Genomic DNA, 15,719 nt, shown 5'->3' on the forward strand with positions numbered 1-15,719 from the left:
ACATAATTTCTTCCGACCTAACAAAAGGTCATATAGCTGCTAACATGAATATGTATAGTCCGCTCGACGAGCCTTGATACATCATGGCGGTCTTAAGGAGACTGCTCTAAAGGGAAAAATGACCTCTCACACCATTAAAGCAGTGTCTTTCGGCGATCCAACTGCTGTACCTATGCCGACTACGGACGCATCAGTTGAGGTAGCACCTAATATGTCCTCCCCGATCCGCCTCGCCTGTGTCGAGGTCTGCAATTTCCGACGCCTAGCATGCACCCGACTTGATCTTGATGAAGGAACTACGATTCTGGTTGGTGCGAACAACAGCGGTAAGACGTCGCTGCTGACCGTTCTACGAAATTTTCTTGGGGACTCTCCCGGCTTCCGCCCGTATGACCTAAGTCTTTCCCAATGGGCCAAGCTACGTGAGCTAAGCAAAGCTTGGGAGGGGCTCACTGAAGATCCGACTACTGACACAAAGGACACCAAAACTTGGGAAGTTCAGCTACGGACCTTGCTGGACTGCATGCCGTTCGCCGACCTATGGTTCAACGCAAAAGAGGGAGCCTACAGCTACGTAGCACCCTACATCACCTCGTTGAAGTGGGAGGGTGGCCCTGTTGGCGTAAGAGTACGCCTTGAACCCGTTTCCAACACCGATGATTTGAGGAAGATGGCGTGGTCCTATCGTGAGGCCAGATTCCCCGTGAAGGACCTTCCGCAAGAGGGGCATGCTTGGCCAGTCGACATCATCGACTATTGGCTGAGAAACCCATCAGATCTGCGTCGCATCGCTTCGTATCGTCTTGATCCCAAAAAGGGACCACTGGCTCCTACGGCTGCCGCGCTCCCGCAGAGCCTGCCACTAAGCTCTTCTCCCGTGGAGCTGAGCCACCTAAGAAAATTGGTTCGCGTTGACTTTGTTTCAGCACAACGCGGGCTCGGATCTGAGGAAGATGAAGCGCGGACAGAGTCACCAAGCTCGCGGCCAGGCATGTTCTCCAGTCAACTGCTCAAGTTCGCCCGGCAGCATCTGAATGTATCCACCAGCGCTCCAGTACAAGACGAGGCTCTCGTGACCGCTATCGCGAAAGCACAGGCGGATCTTGACGAGTTGATCTACGAAGCACTCAAGCCGGCAATGGAGGATGTTGAGATCCTAGGCTACCCCGGTCTGCACGACCCCCAGCAGTTCCACTTTCGAACTCGAATTCAGACCGCTGATCTTCTGGCTCATAGCACCGCAGTTCAGTATCGCATCGACAAGACGGCTGTCGATGAGTCCTTGCCAGAACATTCCATTGGTCTCGGTTATCAAAACCTTCAGTCCTTGAGTTTTATGCTCGTTTCATTCAGAGCTGCGCGTCTGAATCCGCCGCAAGGAGCGCCAGCCGCAGTGCATCTTGTGTTGGTCGAGGAGCCAGAAGCTCATCTACATGTGCAGGTCCAAAGAAATTTCTCATCCAATGCGCTGGGGCTCATCCGACCTAAGGAAGCAATCCACTCCAAACTACGCAGCCAATTGCTCATCAGCACACACTCTAGTCATCTGGCTCATGGTGACAGTTTCACTCGCCTTCGGTATGTGAAGAGATTGGCAGGTAAATCAGAAGGGGGAAAACCAAGCACCGAAGTTGTGAACTTGGGTGATGCCTTCGGCAACGATCTAGAGACTCGTACCTTTGCCGAGCGCTACTTCCAAGTGCAGCACACCGATTTGCTATTCGCAGATGCAGCTATTTTCGTTGAGGGTACTGCTGAGCGAATGCTCATACCACTCTTCATTGAACGAGATTTTCCGAAACTCGCCAAGAAGTATGTGTCCTTCGTTGACATTGGAGGGAGTCACGCACACCGGCTCAGGCCTCTCATCGAGCGCCTTGGTATCCCAACCGCAGTCATTACCGACCTAGATCCGGTCATTCCCATCAAGTCTGCAAGCGGGAGGATAGTGCGGTCCGCTGTGCATATCGCGGGGCAAGCTGACCTAGAGTGCGGCAATGACACATTGACATCATGGCACCCAAAGCTTGCTAAATTCGACAGGTATGGAACGCCCACGACAGCAGAACTTGAGTGGATATCACCGACTGGAGTGAAAGTTCGGTTCGCTTGGCAGTTGCCAATCAGTGCGGCCAGCGCTCAATGGCCAAGCTCGTTTGAAGATGCGCTCGTGTTGTCAAATATCGCCTGGTTCAAGAAGCTTGATGAAGAAGTTGACGAAAGAGGCAAGAAAAGAAAGCACCGTGGTGCACTAGGCAAGGCGATTGATCTCGTGATGGATCATCCGGACCATGTGAAGCTTGTTGAGGCACTCCACAAACTGATGCACGGCAGCTTCAGTAAGGGAGACTTTGCCGCCACGATTTTCGAAAGGCTCAACGCTGGGGCTGAGCTGGACTGCCCAGAGTATATCAAGGACGCGCTTGCCTGGCTAAGTACAGAGCTGAAGGTCACCGCAGGTGAAACACCATGAACGTACAAGTCCAGTCGACAGGCAATGACCGCGATGCCCACGTCGTGGAGGAAATCTGCGGATTCGTCACTGCGCCGGTCCCTCGAAGCTTCTTCCTCTTTGCAGGTGCAGGTTCAGGTAAAACGCGGACGCTCGTTGAGGTGCTACGAAGAATTACCGGCGTGGTTAAACACGAAGCAGGCGGGAAATACGCCAAGCGCCTTCACAGCCAAGGCCAAGCCATACGGGTCATCACTTACACAAAAAATGCAACCGACGTCATTACTGGGCGATTGGGGAGAAACGACCTGGCAGCTGTATCGACAATTCACGCGTTCTGCTGGGAACTTATCCAAGGGTTTGATGTAGATATCCGAGAGGCACTGCTTGCACTCAAAGATGAAGAGTTAGCGATCGCTAAACAGGCTGCCGCAGAGAAGAAAAACGGAGAAACCGACACGGATCGCAGGAAATACGCTGAAATTGCAGATGAAGCTGAAAAGATACGCTTCGTTGAGAAATTTATCTATCATCCTGACCGCAACACATATGGCATCGGCGCTCTAGCACATGCAACGGTCCTCGCCGTTGCAGCTTGGCTTGTCAACCACAGGCCAACTCTCCAGCGCATTCTGGAGGAGCATCATCCGTTGGTGCTGATAGACGAGTCGCAGGACACTATGAGAGGCATACTAGATGCACTCTTGAACGTGGAGGCCACGCGGCCGGGAAAGTTTACTCTAGGACTACTTGGGGACCATCGTCAGCGCATTTATCCGGACGGCCATCGTGATTTGCCCGCGCATGTGCCGACTAATTGGGCGTTCCCTGCGCTGAAAATGAATCATCGAAGCCAGAAGCGAATTGTGGATCTCATCAACGCGATTTGGCACGCCGACATCGCTGGCCGAACACAGCCCAAGTCGGGTTTTGCTCAGTACCCGCGAGAAGAGAAATCAGCAGGCACTGTTCGAATCTTTATTGGCGATGCCGCATTGGCAACAGCAGAAAAGGTTGAGCGTGAACGTCAATGCGCCGCATCTATGGCAAAGGCGACCGGGGTCGAAGCCTGGGTGGATGAGACCAGGAAGTTCAAGACATTGGCACTTGAACACAAGCTGGCGGCGAAACGCGGAAGCTTCTTTGATGCGTACCTCGCCATGGACCTATTGGACGAAGACGCAGCTGCTCCAAAGAGTAACGGTGAACGGACTGGGCCGGCCATGGTGAGGCCTTTGCTTGGATCAATCCTTGACCTTGCAGCCTGCTTCGAACCGACCGGTGATTTGGACGAGTTTGCAGCGATGGAGGTTTTGCGAGCGGGGAAAGCGCTTGCACATCTTCAGGAAGATGTTGAGGAGCGGCGGACGCAACTCGCAAAAATACACAATGCTGTGACGGCCTTCGGTGCTGCAATTCGAAATCCTAGCGCTACCGTACGAGAGGTTTTGAATCCTCTATTGAGCAAGCAGATTTTTGATGCAGACGACCGCCTTGTTGCAGCCTTTGCCGATGACTCACCTCCTCCTGCTCCACCTAAAGTGCTGAGCAAGGAGGAGAGGAATAACCGACTGAAACGGGGCTGGAGTCATCTCTTTAATACGCCCTGGTCGCAGATTGCACGCTACCGGGATTACTTGCACGGAGAGGCCGAACTCGCAACGCACCAAGTGGTCAAGGGCTCAGAGTTCAAACACGTGATGGTGGTTATGGACGATTATGAAGCGCGGGGATTCTTGTTCTCATACGACAAAGTGTTCGGTGCTGAGCCGCTTTCTAAGGGGGATAACGAGAACGTCGCAGCAGGCAAAGAAACCACTGTTGACCGTACCTTACGACTGCTCTACGTCACTTGCAGCAGAGCTGAAGAAAGCCTCGCCTTGATTTTATGGGTAGGTAATCGCGCTGCCGCAGCCGAAGCAATCAAAGCTATGGGATGGTTTCAGGAAGAGGAGATTTCCTTATTGGACTGACCACTAGATGCCCGATCTCGGCAAAAACAACAATTTGCAATATGCAGATCTAGCAGTTGCTCCCAGCGTGAAATTGGAGATGTTAAGAGCAACGCCAGCTTCTGGCCGAAAAGAGCCAGTCATCAAAGGCAGCTTGCGGCCCAAAGCGGAAGTTCGATGGGGAGTGCCTAATAGCTGCTTCACAGCCATTCTGGTCGATGAGAGCTATGCTCTCAACTCACAGTCAGCAATCTCGATCCCGTGACATCAATAGCGCGACGGTCAGCTCACGGTACGTGTGGCGTTACGCAGGCGCTGCCAAACACCCTTCTAGGTTTTGGGGCCTTTCGTTCTAGTCTTGTATGAATCCCTAGGGCCGCTGCGATACTCGTCAAGCAGTTGGTAGACTTCTTTCAAGGAAGGCAAGGTTACGCTCATGACATCACCATCCTCATCGTACTTGCGTCCAACGAGCTCGACCTCAGATGAGCCGCCCGCTGTGACCGTCGTTACCAGCCATTGAACGTACCTCTCAAAATCAGATCGCTTGATCGCGTACTTCGGAGGAGGTGGCATATGGAAGAACCCTGCAGAAAAGATGTTCAGTTTAAAAGGGTTACCCGAGTTCAAATTCGGTACCGGCAGTTTGCATTCCATACCGAGCACAGCCGCAGTGCAAGCTTGATTGCGATAAATATCGAGCTCGATCTTCTTCGAGTTCGAGTTTCTCCACGCTATAAAATGGCAGGCATCGTGTAGCGCCAACATATTACGATTGGCAGCGAGGCCGTGACAGAGTCGGTTAACCCGTTCAATCTTGTTCCTCTCGCTGGCGATATCCTTCTGTGAGTTCTTGCCTTCCACGAGTACGAAATAATCGTAATCTGTGAATACCATGTCGGCGAGCATCTTGCGATCTTGGCCATCCAGGTCGAATCGTTCGAAGGTAACGCCTCGCTGTGTGGCCTCCTCGCGTAGGTGGTCACCGAAATGCTGCAAATAGGACTTCTCGTGATTTGCCACTTGTATTCCTGTGCAGAATGGTGATCAAAATGTCCGCTACTTTTTCCGGCAGGAAAAAATATGGCGAGCGTTGGTTTGTGATAACGGACCCACAAAAGTCGATATAAATCTTGGCAGGAGCCGCCACTGAATTTCTACTGTAGCCTGGCATGAGCACCAGGTCTGATGCAGTCATTCAGGCGAACATCCTATCCCCGGTGGCTGCTCCTGGGCGGACAGCGACAACCCAGATAGATGCGCTGTCCGATTGTAAGCAAATCTCACGTTTCTGTCTGCTCTGCCATTTCCAGCACATCGTCGACTTCGATGCCAAGGTATCGCACCGTGCTTTCCAACTTGGTATGTCCGAGCAGGAGTTGGACTGCCCGAAGGTTTTTCGTTCGCCGGTAGATCAGCGCCGCCTTTGTTCGGCGCATGGTGTGCGTGCCATACGTCGCAGGGTCTAAACCGATCGACACGATCCAACCCGCAACGATGCATGCGTACTGCCGTGTAGAAAGATGCGGCGACTTTGCTATCCTGCTTGGGAACAAGTAGGCATCCGAAGCGAGGCGCGCCAGATCAATCCAAGCAGCCACCGACTGCCGCGTCAGCTCGGTAATCTCGAATTGCACGGGTCGATGCGTCTTGCGCTGCATGACGATAGCGCGTAGGTAGATACTCTTCCCTTGTGAAATGTCGCAAACGCGCAGGCTAACCAAATCGCAGCCACGTAATTTGCTGTCGATGGCTAGATTGAATAGCGCCAGATCCCGCACTTTTTCAGATAGCTGGAGCCGTATACGGATCGCCCAGATTTCTTTCAGCTTCAACGGAGCCTTTTGGCCAACAAGCCGCCCCTTGTTCCAAGGAAAGAACGATTTTGCTTCATTGAGATCGGGTCTCATGGGATTCTCCTTCGGAGAAAGGAATCCCATTATCGCTAACGAAAAGGATGCCTACGACCCCAAGCGGACGTTTGCCAAAGTGTCCGCTGCTACCTTTTACCGTCCGCTCCGCTGCGGTCCATTGACAGCGATGGTCGGAGTTGTGCGGCAGTGCATGATTCAGGCGCGTTACGACTTGCCTTCTTCCTCTACCAACTCGTCTGTATCATCAATGTCTTCCTCGTCTTCGGGGAAATAGACATTCGACGCGCCGACGACGCTTAACCGTTCAAGTCTTTCTTTCCTGGCTTCCTTATCCATTTCTTCATAGTGATGCTCAAGTTCATCCATTACATCGGCCTTTGACCCGTCCGACCTAAAACAGTTGAGGTAATCCGGGAGGAGCGCAGGATCGAAAGCCAGCGGCTGAGTTTCCTTGAGAAACTTGAGATAGCCGGTACTTGGTTCTACGTTCATGAAGAAGATGAGTAGTTCCTTCCAAAGCACATCCTCATCATTAATGTTGACCTTGCGCAAGAAAACGCTCTGCGCCTTTGACGCATGGCGAAGCTCGTATGTGTACAGATTAAGCTGCCTTGCACGGTTTTCAATAATCTCATAAATATTCTGCGCGATCTTTTGTACCGTACGCTGAATGAATTTTCGGTATCTGTCGTTGTTGTTAATTCCAAAAATTGAGCTCTCTCTGGGAAAATCCACCTGTAAATGCTTCGCCAGCAGTGCTTGGATTGCCCTTGCTTCCTTCGTGCCTTGGTAAACCGAAGACAGCAGAAATCTGTCATATCGAAGGCTCTTGTAGAAAGAGCCGAGCAGACCTAATAAATCGCAATGCGGCTTCCCGAGATTGAGTTCAGCGTGTACGCGAAGGCGCGCCACTAAATCAAGATGATTGTGGGTAATGAGGGATCGTTCCAATGCCTCCTGATCACCAGTTTCTGTATGTTCAGAAAGAACTACCGCGATCTTTAACAACCGCTCAAGACCGACGGACAACTGGTATAGAAAGTCAAATAGTTCGTCGTCAATGTCGAGCCTAGACAGTTCGTGAAATCTACGCAGCCCGTTGTAGATAAACGTACCAGAGATGTGAACCTCTTCACCTAGACGGAAATTCTTCCAAAATTCTGTTTGGTTCATATTTAAGATCTCCTTGGACTAGCCAGTAGCGTAACTCTATGGGCTCTGGAGGTCCGTTCTTGGCCGGTTGCAGCCCTCCGCGACCGTCTGCTCCCGACCCGAAGCAGACACCTAAATCACTAACGCTTAAGTTAAGCCGCGCCGTGAAGCGGTGCCGGCTTGAACGATTTATTAGCCTTCAAGTTACACGCAAAGGCGTACACGTGAATTTTGAGAAACTGACATCCAGTTCATTGATAAACGGCTCTTTGTATGCATTTGCATCAAACCCCTTGAGCTCGACCCCCGCATCCTTCAGCGCGCGGAAAACTCGACACGTTGCTGAAACAAAGATCGGGATAGTGTTTACATAAACCTGCTTAAGCGGATACCTCTCAGATTCCGCGTATCTCTTTATCTCCGAGAAGAATAGATCTGAATTAATTTGATCTAGTAGTTTTCGCCGCTTCACGGGACCCATCATTTTTTCAAGATAGGGTGATGCCATGGCATCATCTATTCGATGATAAAAATCCTCGATCTTGTAAAAATATCGCATCTTGGATGGAGCCCCGAGAGTTGGATAGTCAACAAGAAGGAACTCGGCTCCAAGATACTTTCGGAACCCCTCGTCTAGAGCCATTTCCTGATTCCAGCTTCTGAAGAGCAAGTGGTCGCGATGATGGATCGCATTCCGAACCAGTATCAAGGATGCCGTATCCGCATGAGCGAAGTAATCCAAATGCGCTTTTGATACGTCATAAAGGCTATGAAATGCCTCTAGCTTCGATTCAAATGCGCGGTCCAGATTATCAATAGCCTCTTCCTTGTCAATGCGCACCAGTCTCTGGAAATTGAGGTGAGTCTCACCATAGATCCGCATCGAGTTTGATAGCTTCTTTATCGCTTGCTGAAGTATTTCCACGCTGTATCCATTGAAGGCTAACGTCTGAAGTCAGCGGCCTGCGCGGCTTTTCGCGCAGGTCCGGTGGAATGAAGGGTCCGGCGTCTCTGCATAGAACTAGAAGAAGAACTCCATGCCTTTCTTGAGTGCGGCACGGAATAGTTCCACTGACAGAAATTTGGAACCTCCCTTCAACCAACGAATTGCGCGAGACGGCTCAGCAGCCGCCGCTGGCTTAGCAGAGAGGTATTGCTGAATTGCGCCGTACAACTCGGAGAACCCATGAATTAGATCAGCGCTTTCGAGTTGAGCGATCTCAACGTCTTCGATGGCGTCCTCGCGGACGCGGAAGAACACAACGCAGGGAAGCGTGGCCTGACCTTCGATACCGAGCGCGCTAATGAAATGATCGTTAAACGCCTCAATGGTTACCTTCGATCCAGCGTGCAAATAGAAAACGCTCAACTCTTTGCCCGATAGACGGTCGAGCTGGGCGAAGACGCCCTGGTTCTTCAGAATCTTGCGGATAGCTTGATCGGTGAAGTCGTAGAAGATAAACGCGAACGACTTTGCACGGCCTTTGCTGAGATGATCGGTGCAAATTTCATCGAAGCGCCGAATGAAGGACGAAAGCCCGTGGCCGATGCCGTTTCCGCAGCCCTGCTCGTAGATTGGGATCATGATTAAGACGCCTAGCTAGATTTGGATAACAGACAAAAAATCTTGTCATTCTCATAAAACTGAATCTATTCGGATTTATGAGAATGAGCAATCGCAAGCAAACTTTTTAGGCAAACCTAAAAATTTCGAGATTGGAGTTTATTGCAAGTAGTCCAAAGACAGATGATGGAATGTCCTCTTCTGGCCGATCACAGACATTATAGAATTCAGTTCAGATTTTTGTTACTTCCACCTAAATAACTTTGTATATTACCACTCCAATTTAGTCAGACCATGGTTGATTATCGGGGAGCGGTGGGGCTACCTTCATAAACTGTTTACCTATTCCAGTTACTCCCACATACACAGGCAACGGTTGCATGCGGATCGCCAACGGAATGACGCCGTCTTCCAGTCCCTCCGCCTCCAGATGATCCAAGTGACAGTGACGGAAAATCCGCACCAATTCATCGTCCTAGATGAGCAGAATTTCCTTGCCTGCCGCTGCAATTGGGTCAAATTTCGGAAACCACCGGCATATGTTGAACTCGCCTCACCGATTAATAAAACTACCGCATCAGGCCCTGGCGTAGTGTTCGGCGAATTGCAGAGCTGGAATCACCGCTCCCCTCTGCTTCGTCTACGGCAAAGACGCCAAAAAGGAAGGCACCCAATCCGCATTCTTTGCTGATCAAACCCACGCCTCAGACGAAGGTAGCAGCTCATCGCAACAGAGAGCTGAACCATGTCACCCACACATTCAACCCGGCAGTTGTTCGTCAGTCACCTGCTGATCATTGCAGCATTGAGCAGCGGATGCACAACAACCACTGCCCCGCCCCCCTCACCGCCCATTAAAACGGTCTCCCCGGTTCCCGACGCGACGCCGGACTTCATCCCAATCGTGCGCTACGGGCGCTATACCCTTGTTGAACTGGCACCCAATGCGGCGCAACGCGACCTGCTGCTACAGGTAATTGACGTGGCAATCCCCGAAGACGCCCGTGCCACCGTCGGTGATGGCCTGCGGCATGTGCTCAAACGCAGCGGTTATCAGCTCTGTGAAACAGCACAAACCCTCATTGAACTGTATTCACTTCCGCTCCCCGCCGCTCACCTGCACATGGGGCCAATGACCCTACGCGACGCTCTGTTGACCCTGGCTGGCTCAGCGTGGGATATGCAGGTCGATGACCGGGTGCGGCAGGTGTGCTTTGTACGCGCCAGCACAGATAGCGAGGTCGGTGCAGTTTCCAGCGACCTCCCGGCCGCCAAGGCAGGTAAAGCGCCCCTGTCCGCAGGAGGTCAACCATGAACAACGCACCTACGAGGCTGAAGCGCACGGCAACCGCAGTCTCCTGGTTCCTGATCTATGCGTGGTTGAGTGTGCTCACTGTTTTTATCAGCCAGAGCTATCGCGCGATAGCCAACCTTGCTGAACGTGAACAGGTGGATGCCAGCGTGCGGCAAGTTCACGTACTGGAAGCAAGCATGGCAGAGCTGGCTGATAGCATGCAGGTACTTCAAACGCACACTCTCCCTGCCAGCGCTACAACCCTACGGGAATTACAGCAGAATCTGGAAAATCGCCTCGTTCAAATCGAGCAGATGCAGGAAAACCAGGCTTCCACACAAGCCGTGCAAACCCTTCGTGACGAGCTTGAGCGGCTCAAGTCTCAACAGGACGTTGCCCGCCCGAGCCCGCCAACCACCCACAGCACTGCCAGCCCTGCAGCGACAGTGCCCAAGAACATGCCATTTCCGTTCCGCATCTTGGGTCTGGAACTGCGTGCGGGACAACGTATGGTTTCGCTGACACCTGCCAGCGGAAAGCTGTCATCCACACAAATCCAGCTTGTGTCGCTCGGCGAAACCGTGGGCCAGTGGCGACTGGATGCCATTGAGGGTGATACCGCAATTTTCAGCCGCGCTGGACAGACGCGCCGTCTGGCGATCCCCTGATGGAGAAGACCATGAAACGCCTGATGACGATCCTTATCGCTGCTGCGGTGACCACCCTTCCACTCCCCACGATGGCACAGCAGCCCACCACTATGGAGTCTCGTATCGTACCGACTCGGGTCGAACAGCACCGAGACGCGCACCTGGCCCAGGACTGGGGCCTGAACGCCGAAGAATGGCAGCGTTACCGCGAACTCATGGAGGGACCACTCGGCACATATTCACCCAACCTCGACCCACTATCAGCATTGGGCATCGAGGCACGCAGTGACGACGAACGGCAGCGCTATGCCGAGCTGCAAGTACAGGCAGAAGCACATCGCGTTGAAAAGCTGCTGGCCTATCAACGCGCTTACGATGAAGCCTGGCAAAGGCTGAACCCCGGCATGCAGCGGGTGAACCTGCCGGATGCCGCCCCCAACAGCAACGCAATGCCCGGCAGCGGCCGCACGGCAGTGTTCATCAAAGAAGACTGCCTTTCATGCACCGAGCACGTACAACGCCTGCAAGCGTCGGGTACTGAATTCGACCTGTACATGGTCGGCTCGCGGCAAGACGATGCGCGTATCCGCGATTGGGCCAAGCGTGCCCGGATCAACCCTGTACGGGTGCGTAACGGCACCATCACCCTGAACCACGATGCCGGCCGCTGGTTGTCTCTGGGCATGCCCGGAGAACTGCCTGCCAGTCTCAGACAGATCAATGGTCAATGGCAACGCCAGCCCTGAACTCCATGCAGCGCCTGAATGTACTACTGGTGTACCTGCTGCTGACCAACCTGGCGCAGGCGCAAGAAATCCCTCCTCCCGCCTACCAGTTGGCCGCTCAACGCGCAGGTATTCCCTCCGTCGTCCTGTATGCCGTGGCGTTGCAGGAAAGTGGCGTGTACCAGAGAGAGCGCATCGTGCCGTGGCCGTGGTCTCTGAATGTCGCCGGCCAGTCACGCCGATATGCCAGCCAGGCGCAAGCCTGCGCAGGAGTGCATCAGGCGCTGCAAGACGTACCACCTACCCGCATCGACGTGGGCCTGGGGCAGATCAATCTCGGTTGGCAGAAGCACCGCTACCGCCAGCCCTGCGAATTACTCGATCCGTACAACAACCTGGCTATCGCTGCGCAGATACTCAAAGAACAGCACACACCCGGCGAAGACTGGCTGCTGGCGATTGGTCGCTACCACCGACCCGCTGGAGGTGCTCCGGCGGCACGCTACCGCCGCAGTGTGTCGCAGCACCTTCAGCGCGTATTAGGACCACAACAGCAATTGTTCGCCACGACTATCAGCAAGGAGACCTCTCCATGACTTCCCATATCGCTGCCGTATACGGCCTGATCCTAACCCTCACCACCGTACCGCCATTGCTGCACGCGGCACAACCGCCCATCGTGGTGAAAGACCTGGGCGGCGCATCCGCCCTGCCGTACTACGAAGCGCTAAGCCTTCAGGCACGTTCACCTGGTACGCCACGCCCCCCTATTGCACTCCCCTCGGTGCAGGTCAATCCAGCCACCGAAGCGGACATGCTGCCAGTACGCAGCCCGAAACTCACACCCGGCACCGTAGCACGCCGGATCATTGACGCTCCTGGCCTGCAGCCGTTCTTCCTGGTCGGCGACGATGAAGCATCGCATGTGTGGCTGCAACGCCAGGGCGCATCATTGCGCGAGCGTGGTGCCGTCGGTCTGGTCGTCAACGTAGAGACTGAGGACGGTCTGGTACGCCTGCGCGCAGCCGCGCCGGGCCTGCAGCTTGCACCCGTTGCCGCCGATGACCTGGCCGAACGCCTTGGCCTGCGCCATTACCCCGTGCTCATCACCAGCACGGGTATTGAGCAATAACACGATGGCACAGACTCAGCCGGTCGAGGTACTGCTGCGCCCTCCTGTGGAGCTCTACACCGTTGCCGTTTGTGCCGGAGCCGCGCTGCTGTGCGTGGCAGCACCGTGGTCGCTCGCGCTGAGTCCGGACATCGGCATCGGTAGCGCACTGGCATTCGGTTTTTTTGGCACACTGCGCTGGCGCGATGCACAGGTGATCCTGCGCTACCGACGCAATATCCGTCGTCTGCCACGTTACGTGATGACCAGCCGCGACGTGCCAGTCAGCCAACAACGTTTGTTCATTGGCAAAGGATTTCGTTGGGAGCAGAAACACACTCACCGGTTGATGCAAACCTACCGACCTGAGTTCAGGCGTTATGTAGAGCCGACATCCGCCTACCAGTTGGCCCGACGTCTGGAGGAGCGGCTGGAGTTCGCACCATTTCCATTATCGCAACTGCCCCGTCTTACGACCTGGGATATACCACTCAATCCGGTGCGGCCATTACCGCCCGTTGGCGGCTTACCGCGTCTGCATGGTATTGAGCCTGACGAGGTGGACGTCAGCCTGCCCTTGGGTGAACGTGTCGGCCACTCCCTGGTACTGGGCACCACGCGCGTAGGCAAAACGCGGCTGGCTGAATTATTCATCACCCAGGATATCCGTCGAAAGAATTACCAGGGCGAGCACGAAGTGGTCATTGTTTTCGACCCTAAAGGCGACGCGGATTTGCTCAAAAGAATGTTCGTCGAGGCCAGACGTGCAGGCAGAGAGAATGCGTTCTACGTGTTCCATCTGGGGTGGCCGGAGATCAGTGCCCGTTACAACGCGGTGGGACGTTTTGGCCGCATCAGTGAAGTCGCGACCCGCATCGCAGGGCAGCTTTCCGGGGAGGGTAACTCTGCTGCATTCAGAGAATTTGCCTGGAGATTCGTCAATGTGATTGCACGTGCATTGATCGAACTAGGGCAACGACCGGACTACCTGCTGATCCAGCGCCATGTCATCAATATCGATGCGTTGTTCATCGAGTACGCCCAACACTACTTCGCCCGCACAGAACCGAAAGCCTGGGAGGTCATCGTCCAAATTGAAGCCAAACTCAACGAGAAGAACATTCCCAGGAACATGATCGGTCGCGAAAAGCGCGTGGTTGCCCTTGAGCAATACCTCAGCCAGGCCCGTAACTACGATCCCGTACTGGACGGACTGAGATCAGCGGTTCGCTATGACAAAACGTACTTTGACAAGATCGTCGCCAGCCTGCTGCCTCTGCTTGAAAAACTCACCAGTGGCAAAATCGCCCAGTTACTGGCTCCAAATTATTCGGATCTGAGCGACCCCAGGCCGATTTTCGACTGGATGCAGATCATCAGGAAACGCGCGGTCGTCTACGTCGGACTCGATGCGCTCTCCGATGCCGAAGTCGCCGCTGCGGTGGGCAACTCGATGTTCAGCGATATGGTCTCGGTGGCCGGACACATCTATAAATTCGGCATCGACGATGGCCTGCCCGGTGCATCGGCTGACACCAAAGTACCAATCAATGTTCATGCCGATGAATTCAATGAACTGATGGGCGACGAATTCATCCCGATGATCAACAAAGGCGGCGGCGCTGGCATCCAGGTCACCGCTTACACTCAAACACTGAGCGATATTGAAGCCCGCATCGGCAATCGCGCCAAAGCCGGTCAAGTCGTCGGCAATTTCAACAACCTGTTCATGCTGCGCGTGCGCGAGACAGCCACCGCCGAACTGCTCACAAAACAGTTGCCCAAAGTGGAGGTCTACACGACGACCGTGGTCAGCGGCGCGACAGACAGCTCCGACATCCACGCCAAAACCGACTTCACCAGCAACACACAGGATCGCATCAGCATGTCGAGCGTGCCGATGATTGAGCCGTCACACGTTGTTCAACTTCCGAAAGGGCAATGCTTTGCACTGCTGCAAGGTGGCAACCTGTGGAAAGTCCGCATGCCCCTGCCCGCCCCCGACCCAGATGAAATCATGCCAACCGATCTTCAGCAATTGGCAGGTTACATGCGTCAAAGCTACACCGATACCGGTCAATGGTGGCAGAACCAGGGCTCATCTACGCTACAGGAGCAAACGCTACCGCCTGAACTGCTTGATGAGGATGCCGACCCTATTATCGACGAGAGTAAAGCGCCATGAGCGATCCAGCGGCTACGGCACAACATCAGCAAACACGCCGACAAAGCCTGCTGGCGAGTGTCATTACCTTGCCATTCAGGTTAGTGGGAGTGTTGATTGGCTCATTGCTGATTTCAATCATCGTGGAATGCGCAGGTATGCATCTTTTCTGGAAAGACCAGGGCTGGCAACACTCGCAAGCGATGCTGCAGTACGAATTGGGACACCTGTCGAATAACTTTACCCGTAGCGTCATCGTGCAGGAGCCGGGCCGCACGGCACACCAGCTCATCGACACCGGCTATGAATGGATGTTCGTCAAGACCGGACTGCTTGAGCGCATGCAGCAGAACGCCGAGCGTGCGCGAGCTCCCAGCCAGACACCCAGTCGGGACTTCCGCTACTTTGTGAGCCAAGTCTATGTATGGTCAGAAAATTATCTGATCACCGCAGCCTTCACCACGTTGACGTTCATGGTGCGCCTGCTCGTCCTGATACTGACACTGCCACTCCCCCTCATGTCGGTATTCATCGGGCTGGTGGATGGTCTGGTCCGGCGCGATGTACGCAGGTTTGGTGCAGGCCGGGAATCAGGATTTGTTTACCACAGAGCCAAGGCAGCGCTATTGCCGCTGGCTGTGCTGCCCTGGGTAACCTATCTGGCGCTACCGATTTCGGTTCATCCGCTGATGATTCTGCTGCCCGGCGCTGCATTGCTGGGCGTCGCTGTGGCGCTGACGGCGAGTAGCTTTAAAAAGTATTTGTAGCTGTGCTTGCTCAT

General features: G+C 54.0%; 14 protein-coding genes. 9 read left to right on the plus strand and 5 right to left on the minus strand.

The window, feature by feature from the left end; translation table 11 throughout:
* Positions 1–118: 118 nt before the first annotated feature.
* A complete protein-coding gene (locus IG609_RS11485; protein WP_226374248.1) occupies positions 119–2,473 on the plus strand; it encodes an AAA family ATPase in 2,355 nt (784 codons plus the stop codon).
* Positions 2,470–4,425, plus strand: coding sequence for a UvrD-helicase domain-containing protein (locus tag IG609_RS11490; protein ID WP_039551831.1), 1,956 nt, complete (start codon positions 2,470–2,472; stop codon positions 4,423–4,425). Before IG609_RS11485 ends, IG609_RS11490 begins: the two co-directional genes overlap by 4 nt.
* A gap of 309 nt (positions 4,426–4,734) precedes the next feature.
* Here the strand turns inward: IG609_RS11490 and IG609_RS11495 are convergent, their stop codons facing one another.
* From IG609_RS11495 to IG609_RS11515, 5 genes are all read right to left on the minus strand, one after another.
* On the minus strand, positions 4,735–5,427 hold the full coding sequence (locus IG609_RS11495) for a hypothetical protein (RefSeq protein WP_039551836.1): 693 nt from the start codon (positions 5,425–5,427) through the stop codon (positions 4,735–4,737).
* 260 nt (positions 5,428–5,687) lie between these two features.
* Positions 5,688–6,314: a tyrosine-type recombinase/integrase gene (locus IG609_RS11500; RefSeq protein WP_039551838.1), complete on the minus strand. Its 627-nt coding sequence runs from the start codon at positions 6,312–6,314 to the stop codon at positions 5,688–5,690.
* 168 nt (positions 6,315–6,482) lie between these two features.
* Positions 6,483–7,451: a hypothetical protein gene (locus IG609_RS11505; protein ID WP_039551839.1), complete on the minus strand. Its 969-nt coding sequence runs from the start codon at positions 7,449–7,451 to the stop codon at positions 6,483–6,485.
* Between the two features lie 178 nt (positions 7,452–7,629).
* Positions 7,630–8,355, minus strand: coding sequence for a hypothetical protein (locus IG609_RS11510; RefSeq protein WP_039551840.1), 726 nt, complete (start codon positions 8,353–8,355; stop codon positions 7,630–7,632).
* Between the two features lie 96 nt (positions 8,356–8,451).
* Positions 8,452–9,015: a hypothetical protein gene (locus tag IG609_RS11515; protein ID WP_039551842.1), complete on the minus strand. Its 564-nt coding sequence runs from the start codon at positions 9,013–9,015 to the stop codon at positions 8,452–8,454.
* Positions 9,016–9,739: 724 nt separating this feature from the next.
* On the opposite strand from IG609_RS11515, the gene pilL2 reads away from it, so the two are divergent.
* Genes pilL2 through IG609_RS11550 form a run of 7 tightly spaced genes read left to right on the plus strand, consistent with a single transcriptional unit; the run spans position 9,740 to position 15,705 of the window.
* Positions 9,740–10,309 (plus strand): PFGI-1 class ICE element type IV pilus protein PilL2, encoded by a 570-nt coding sequence (gene pilL2, locus IG609_RS11520; protein WP_039551844.1) that lies wholly within the window; start codon positions 9,740–9,742, stop codon positions 10,307–10,309.
* A complete protein-coding gene (locus IG609_RS11525; RefSeq protein ID WP_039551846.1) occupies positions 10,306–10,956 on the plus strand; it encodes a hypothetical protein in 651 nt (216 codons plus the stop codon). Before pilL2 ends, IG609_RS11525 begins: the two co-directional genes overlap by 4 nt.
* A complete protein-coding gene (locus IG609_RS11530) occupies positions 10,956–11,684 on the plus strand; it encodes a TIGR03759 family integrating conjugative element protein (protein WP_431040438.1) in 729 nt (242 codons plus the stop codon). Before IG609_RS11525 ends, IG609_RS11530 begins: the two co-directional genes overlap by 1 nt.
* Positions 11,666–12,259, plus strand: a complete 594-nt coding sequence (locus IG609_RS11535) for a transglycosylase SLT domain-containing protein (protein WP_039551850.1) — start codon at positions 11,666–11,668, stop codon at positions 12,257–12,259. The genes IG609_RS11530 and IG609_RS11535 overlap by 19 nt, the downstream gene beginning before the upstream one ends.
* Entirely contained in the window at positions 12,256–12,795 is a 540-nt protein-coding gene (locus tag IG609_RS11540) for an integrating conjugative element protein (RefSeq protein WP_039551851.1), read from the plus strand. Before IG609_RS11535 ends, IG609_RS11540 begins: the two co-directional genes overlap by 4 nt.
* A 4-nt stretch (positions 12,796–12,799) precedes the next feature.
* Entirely contained in the window at positions 12,800–14,959 is a 2,160-nt protein-coding gene (traD, locus tag IG609_RS11545; RefSeq protein WP_039551853.1) for a type IV conjugative transfer system coupling protein TraD, read from the plus strand.
* Positions 14,956–15,705, plus strand: a complete 750-nt coding sequence (locus IG609_RS11550; protein WP_039551854.1) for a TIGR03747 family integrating conjugative element membrane protein — start codon at positions 14,956–14,958, stop codon at positions 15,703–15,705. The genes traD and IG609_RS11550 overlap by 4 nt, the downstream gene beginning before the upstream one ends.
* Positions 15,706–15,719: the final 14 nt, after the last annotated feature.

This window comes from Pectobacterium quasiaquaticum, from assembly GCF_014946775.2.
Classification (GTDB): domain Bacteria; phylum Pseudomonadota; class Gammaproteobacteria; order Enterobacterales; family Enterobacteriaceae; genus Pectobacterium; species Pectobacterium aquaticum.

Coding starts and splice junctions, on each gene's coding strand:
- IG609_RS11485 (WP_226374248.1), top strand. CDS start 119: ATGACCTCTCACACCATTAAAGCAGTGTCTTTCGGCGATCCAACTGCT.
- IG609_RS11490 (WP_039551831.1), top strand. CDS start 2,470: ATGAACGTACAAGTCCAGTCGACAGGCAATGACCGCGATGCCCACGTC.
- IG609_RS11500 (WP_039551838.1), bottom strand. CDS start 6,314: ATGAGACCCGATCTCAATGAAGCAAAATCGTTCTTTCCTTGGAACAAG.
- IG609_RS11505 (WP_039551839.1), bottom strand. CDS start 7,451: ATGAACCAAACAGAATTTTGGAAGAATTTCCGTCTAGGTGAAGAGGTT.
- IG609_RS11515 (WP_039551842.1), bottom strand. CDS start 9,015: ATGATCCCAATCTACGAGCAGGGCTGCGGAAACGGCATCGGCCACGGG.
- pilL2 (WP_039551844.1), top strand. CDS start 9,740: ATGTCACCCACACATTCAACCCGGCAGTTGTTCGTCAGTCACCTGCTG.
- IG609_RS11525 (WP_039551846.1), top strand. CDS start 10,306: ATGAACAACGCACCTACGAGGCTGAAGCGCACGGCAACCGCAGTCTCC.
- IG609_RS11530 (WP_431040438.1), top strand. CDS start 10,956: ATGGAGAAGACCATGAAACGCCTGATGACGATCCTTATCGCTGCTGCG.
- IG609_RS11535 (WP_039551850.1), top strand. CDS start 11,666: ATGGCAACGCCAGCCCTGAACTCCATGCAGCGCCTGAATGTACTACTG.
- IG609_RS11540 (WP_039551851.1), top strand. CDS start 12,256: ATGACTTCCCATATCGCTGCCGTATACGGCCTGATCCTAACCCTCACC.
- traD (WP_039551853.1), top strand. CDS start 12,800: ATGGCACAGACTCAGCCGGTCGAGGTACTGCTGCGCCCTCCTGTGGAG.
- IG609_RS11550 (WP_039551854.1), top strand. CDS start 14,956: ATGAGCGATCCAGCGGCTACGGCACAACATCAGCAAACACGCCGACAA.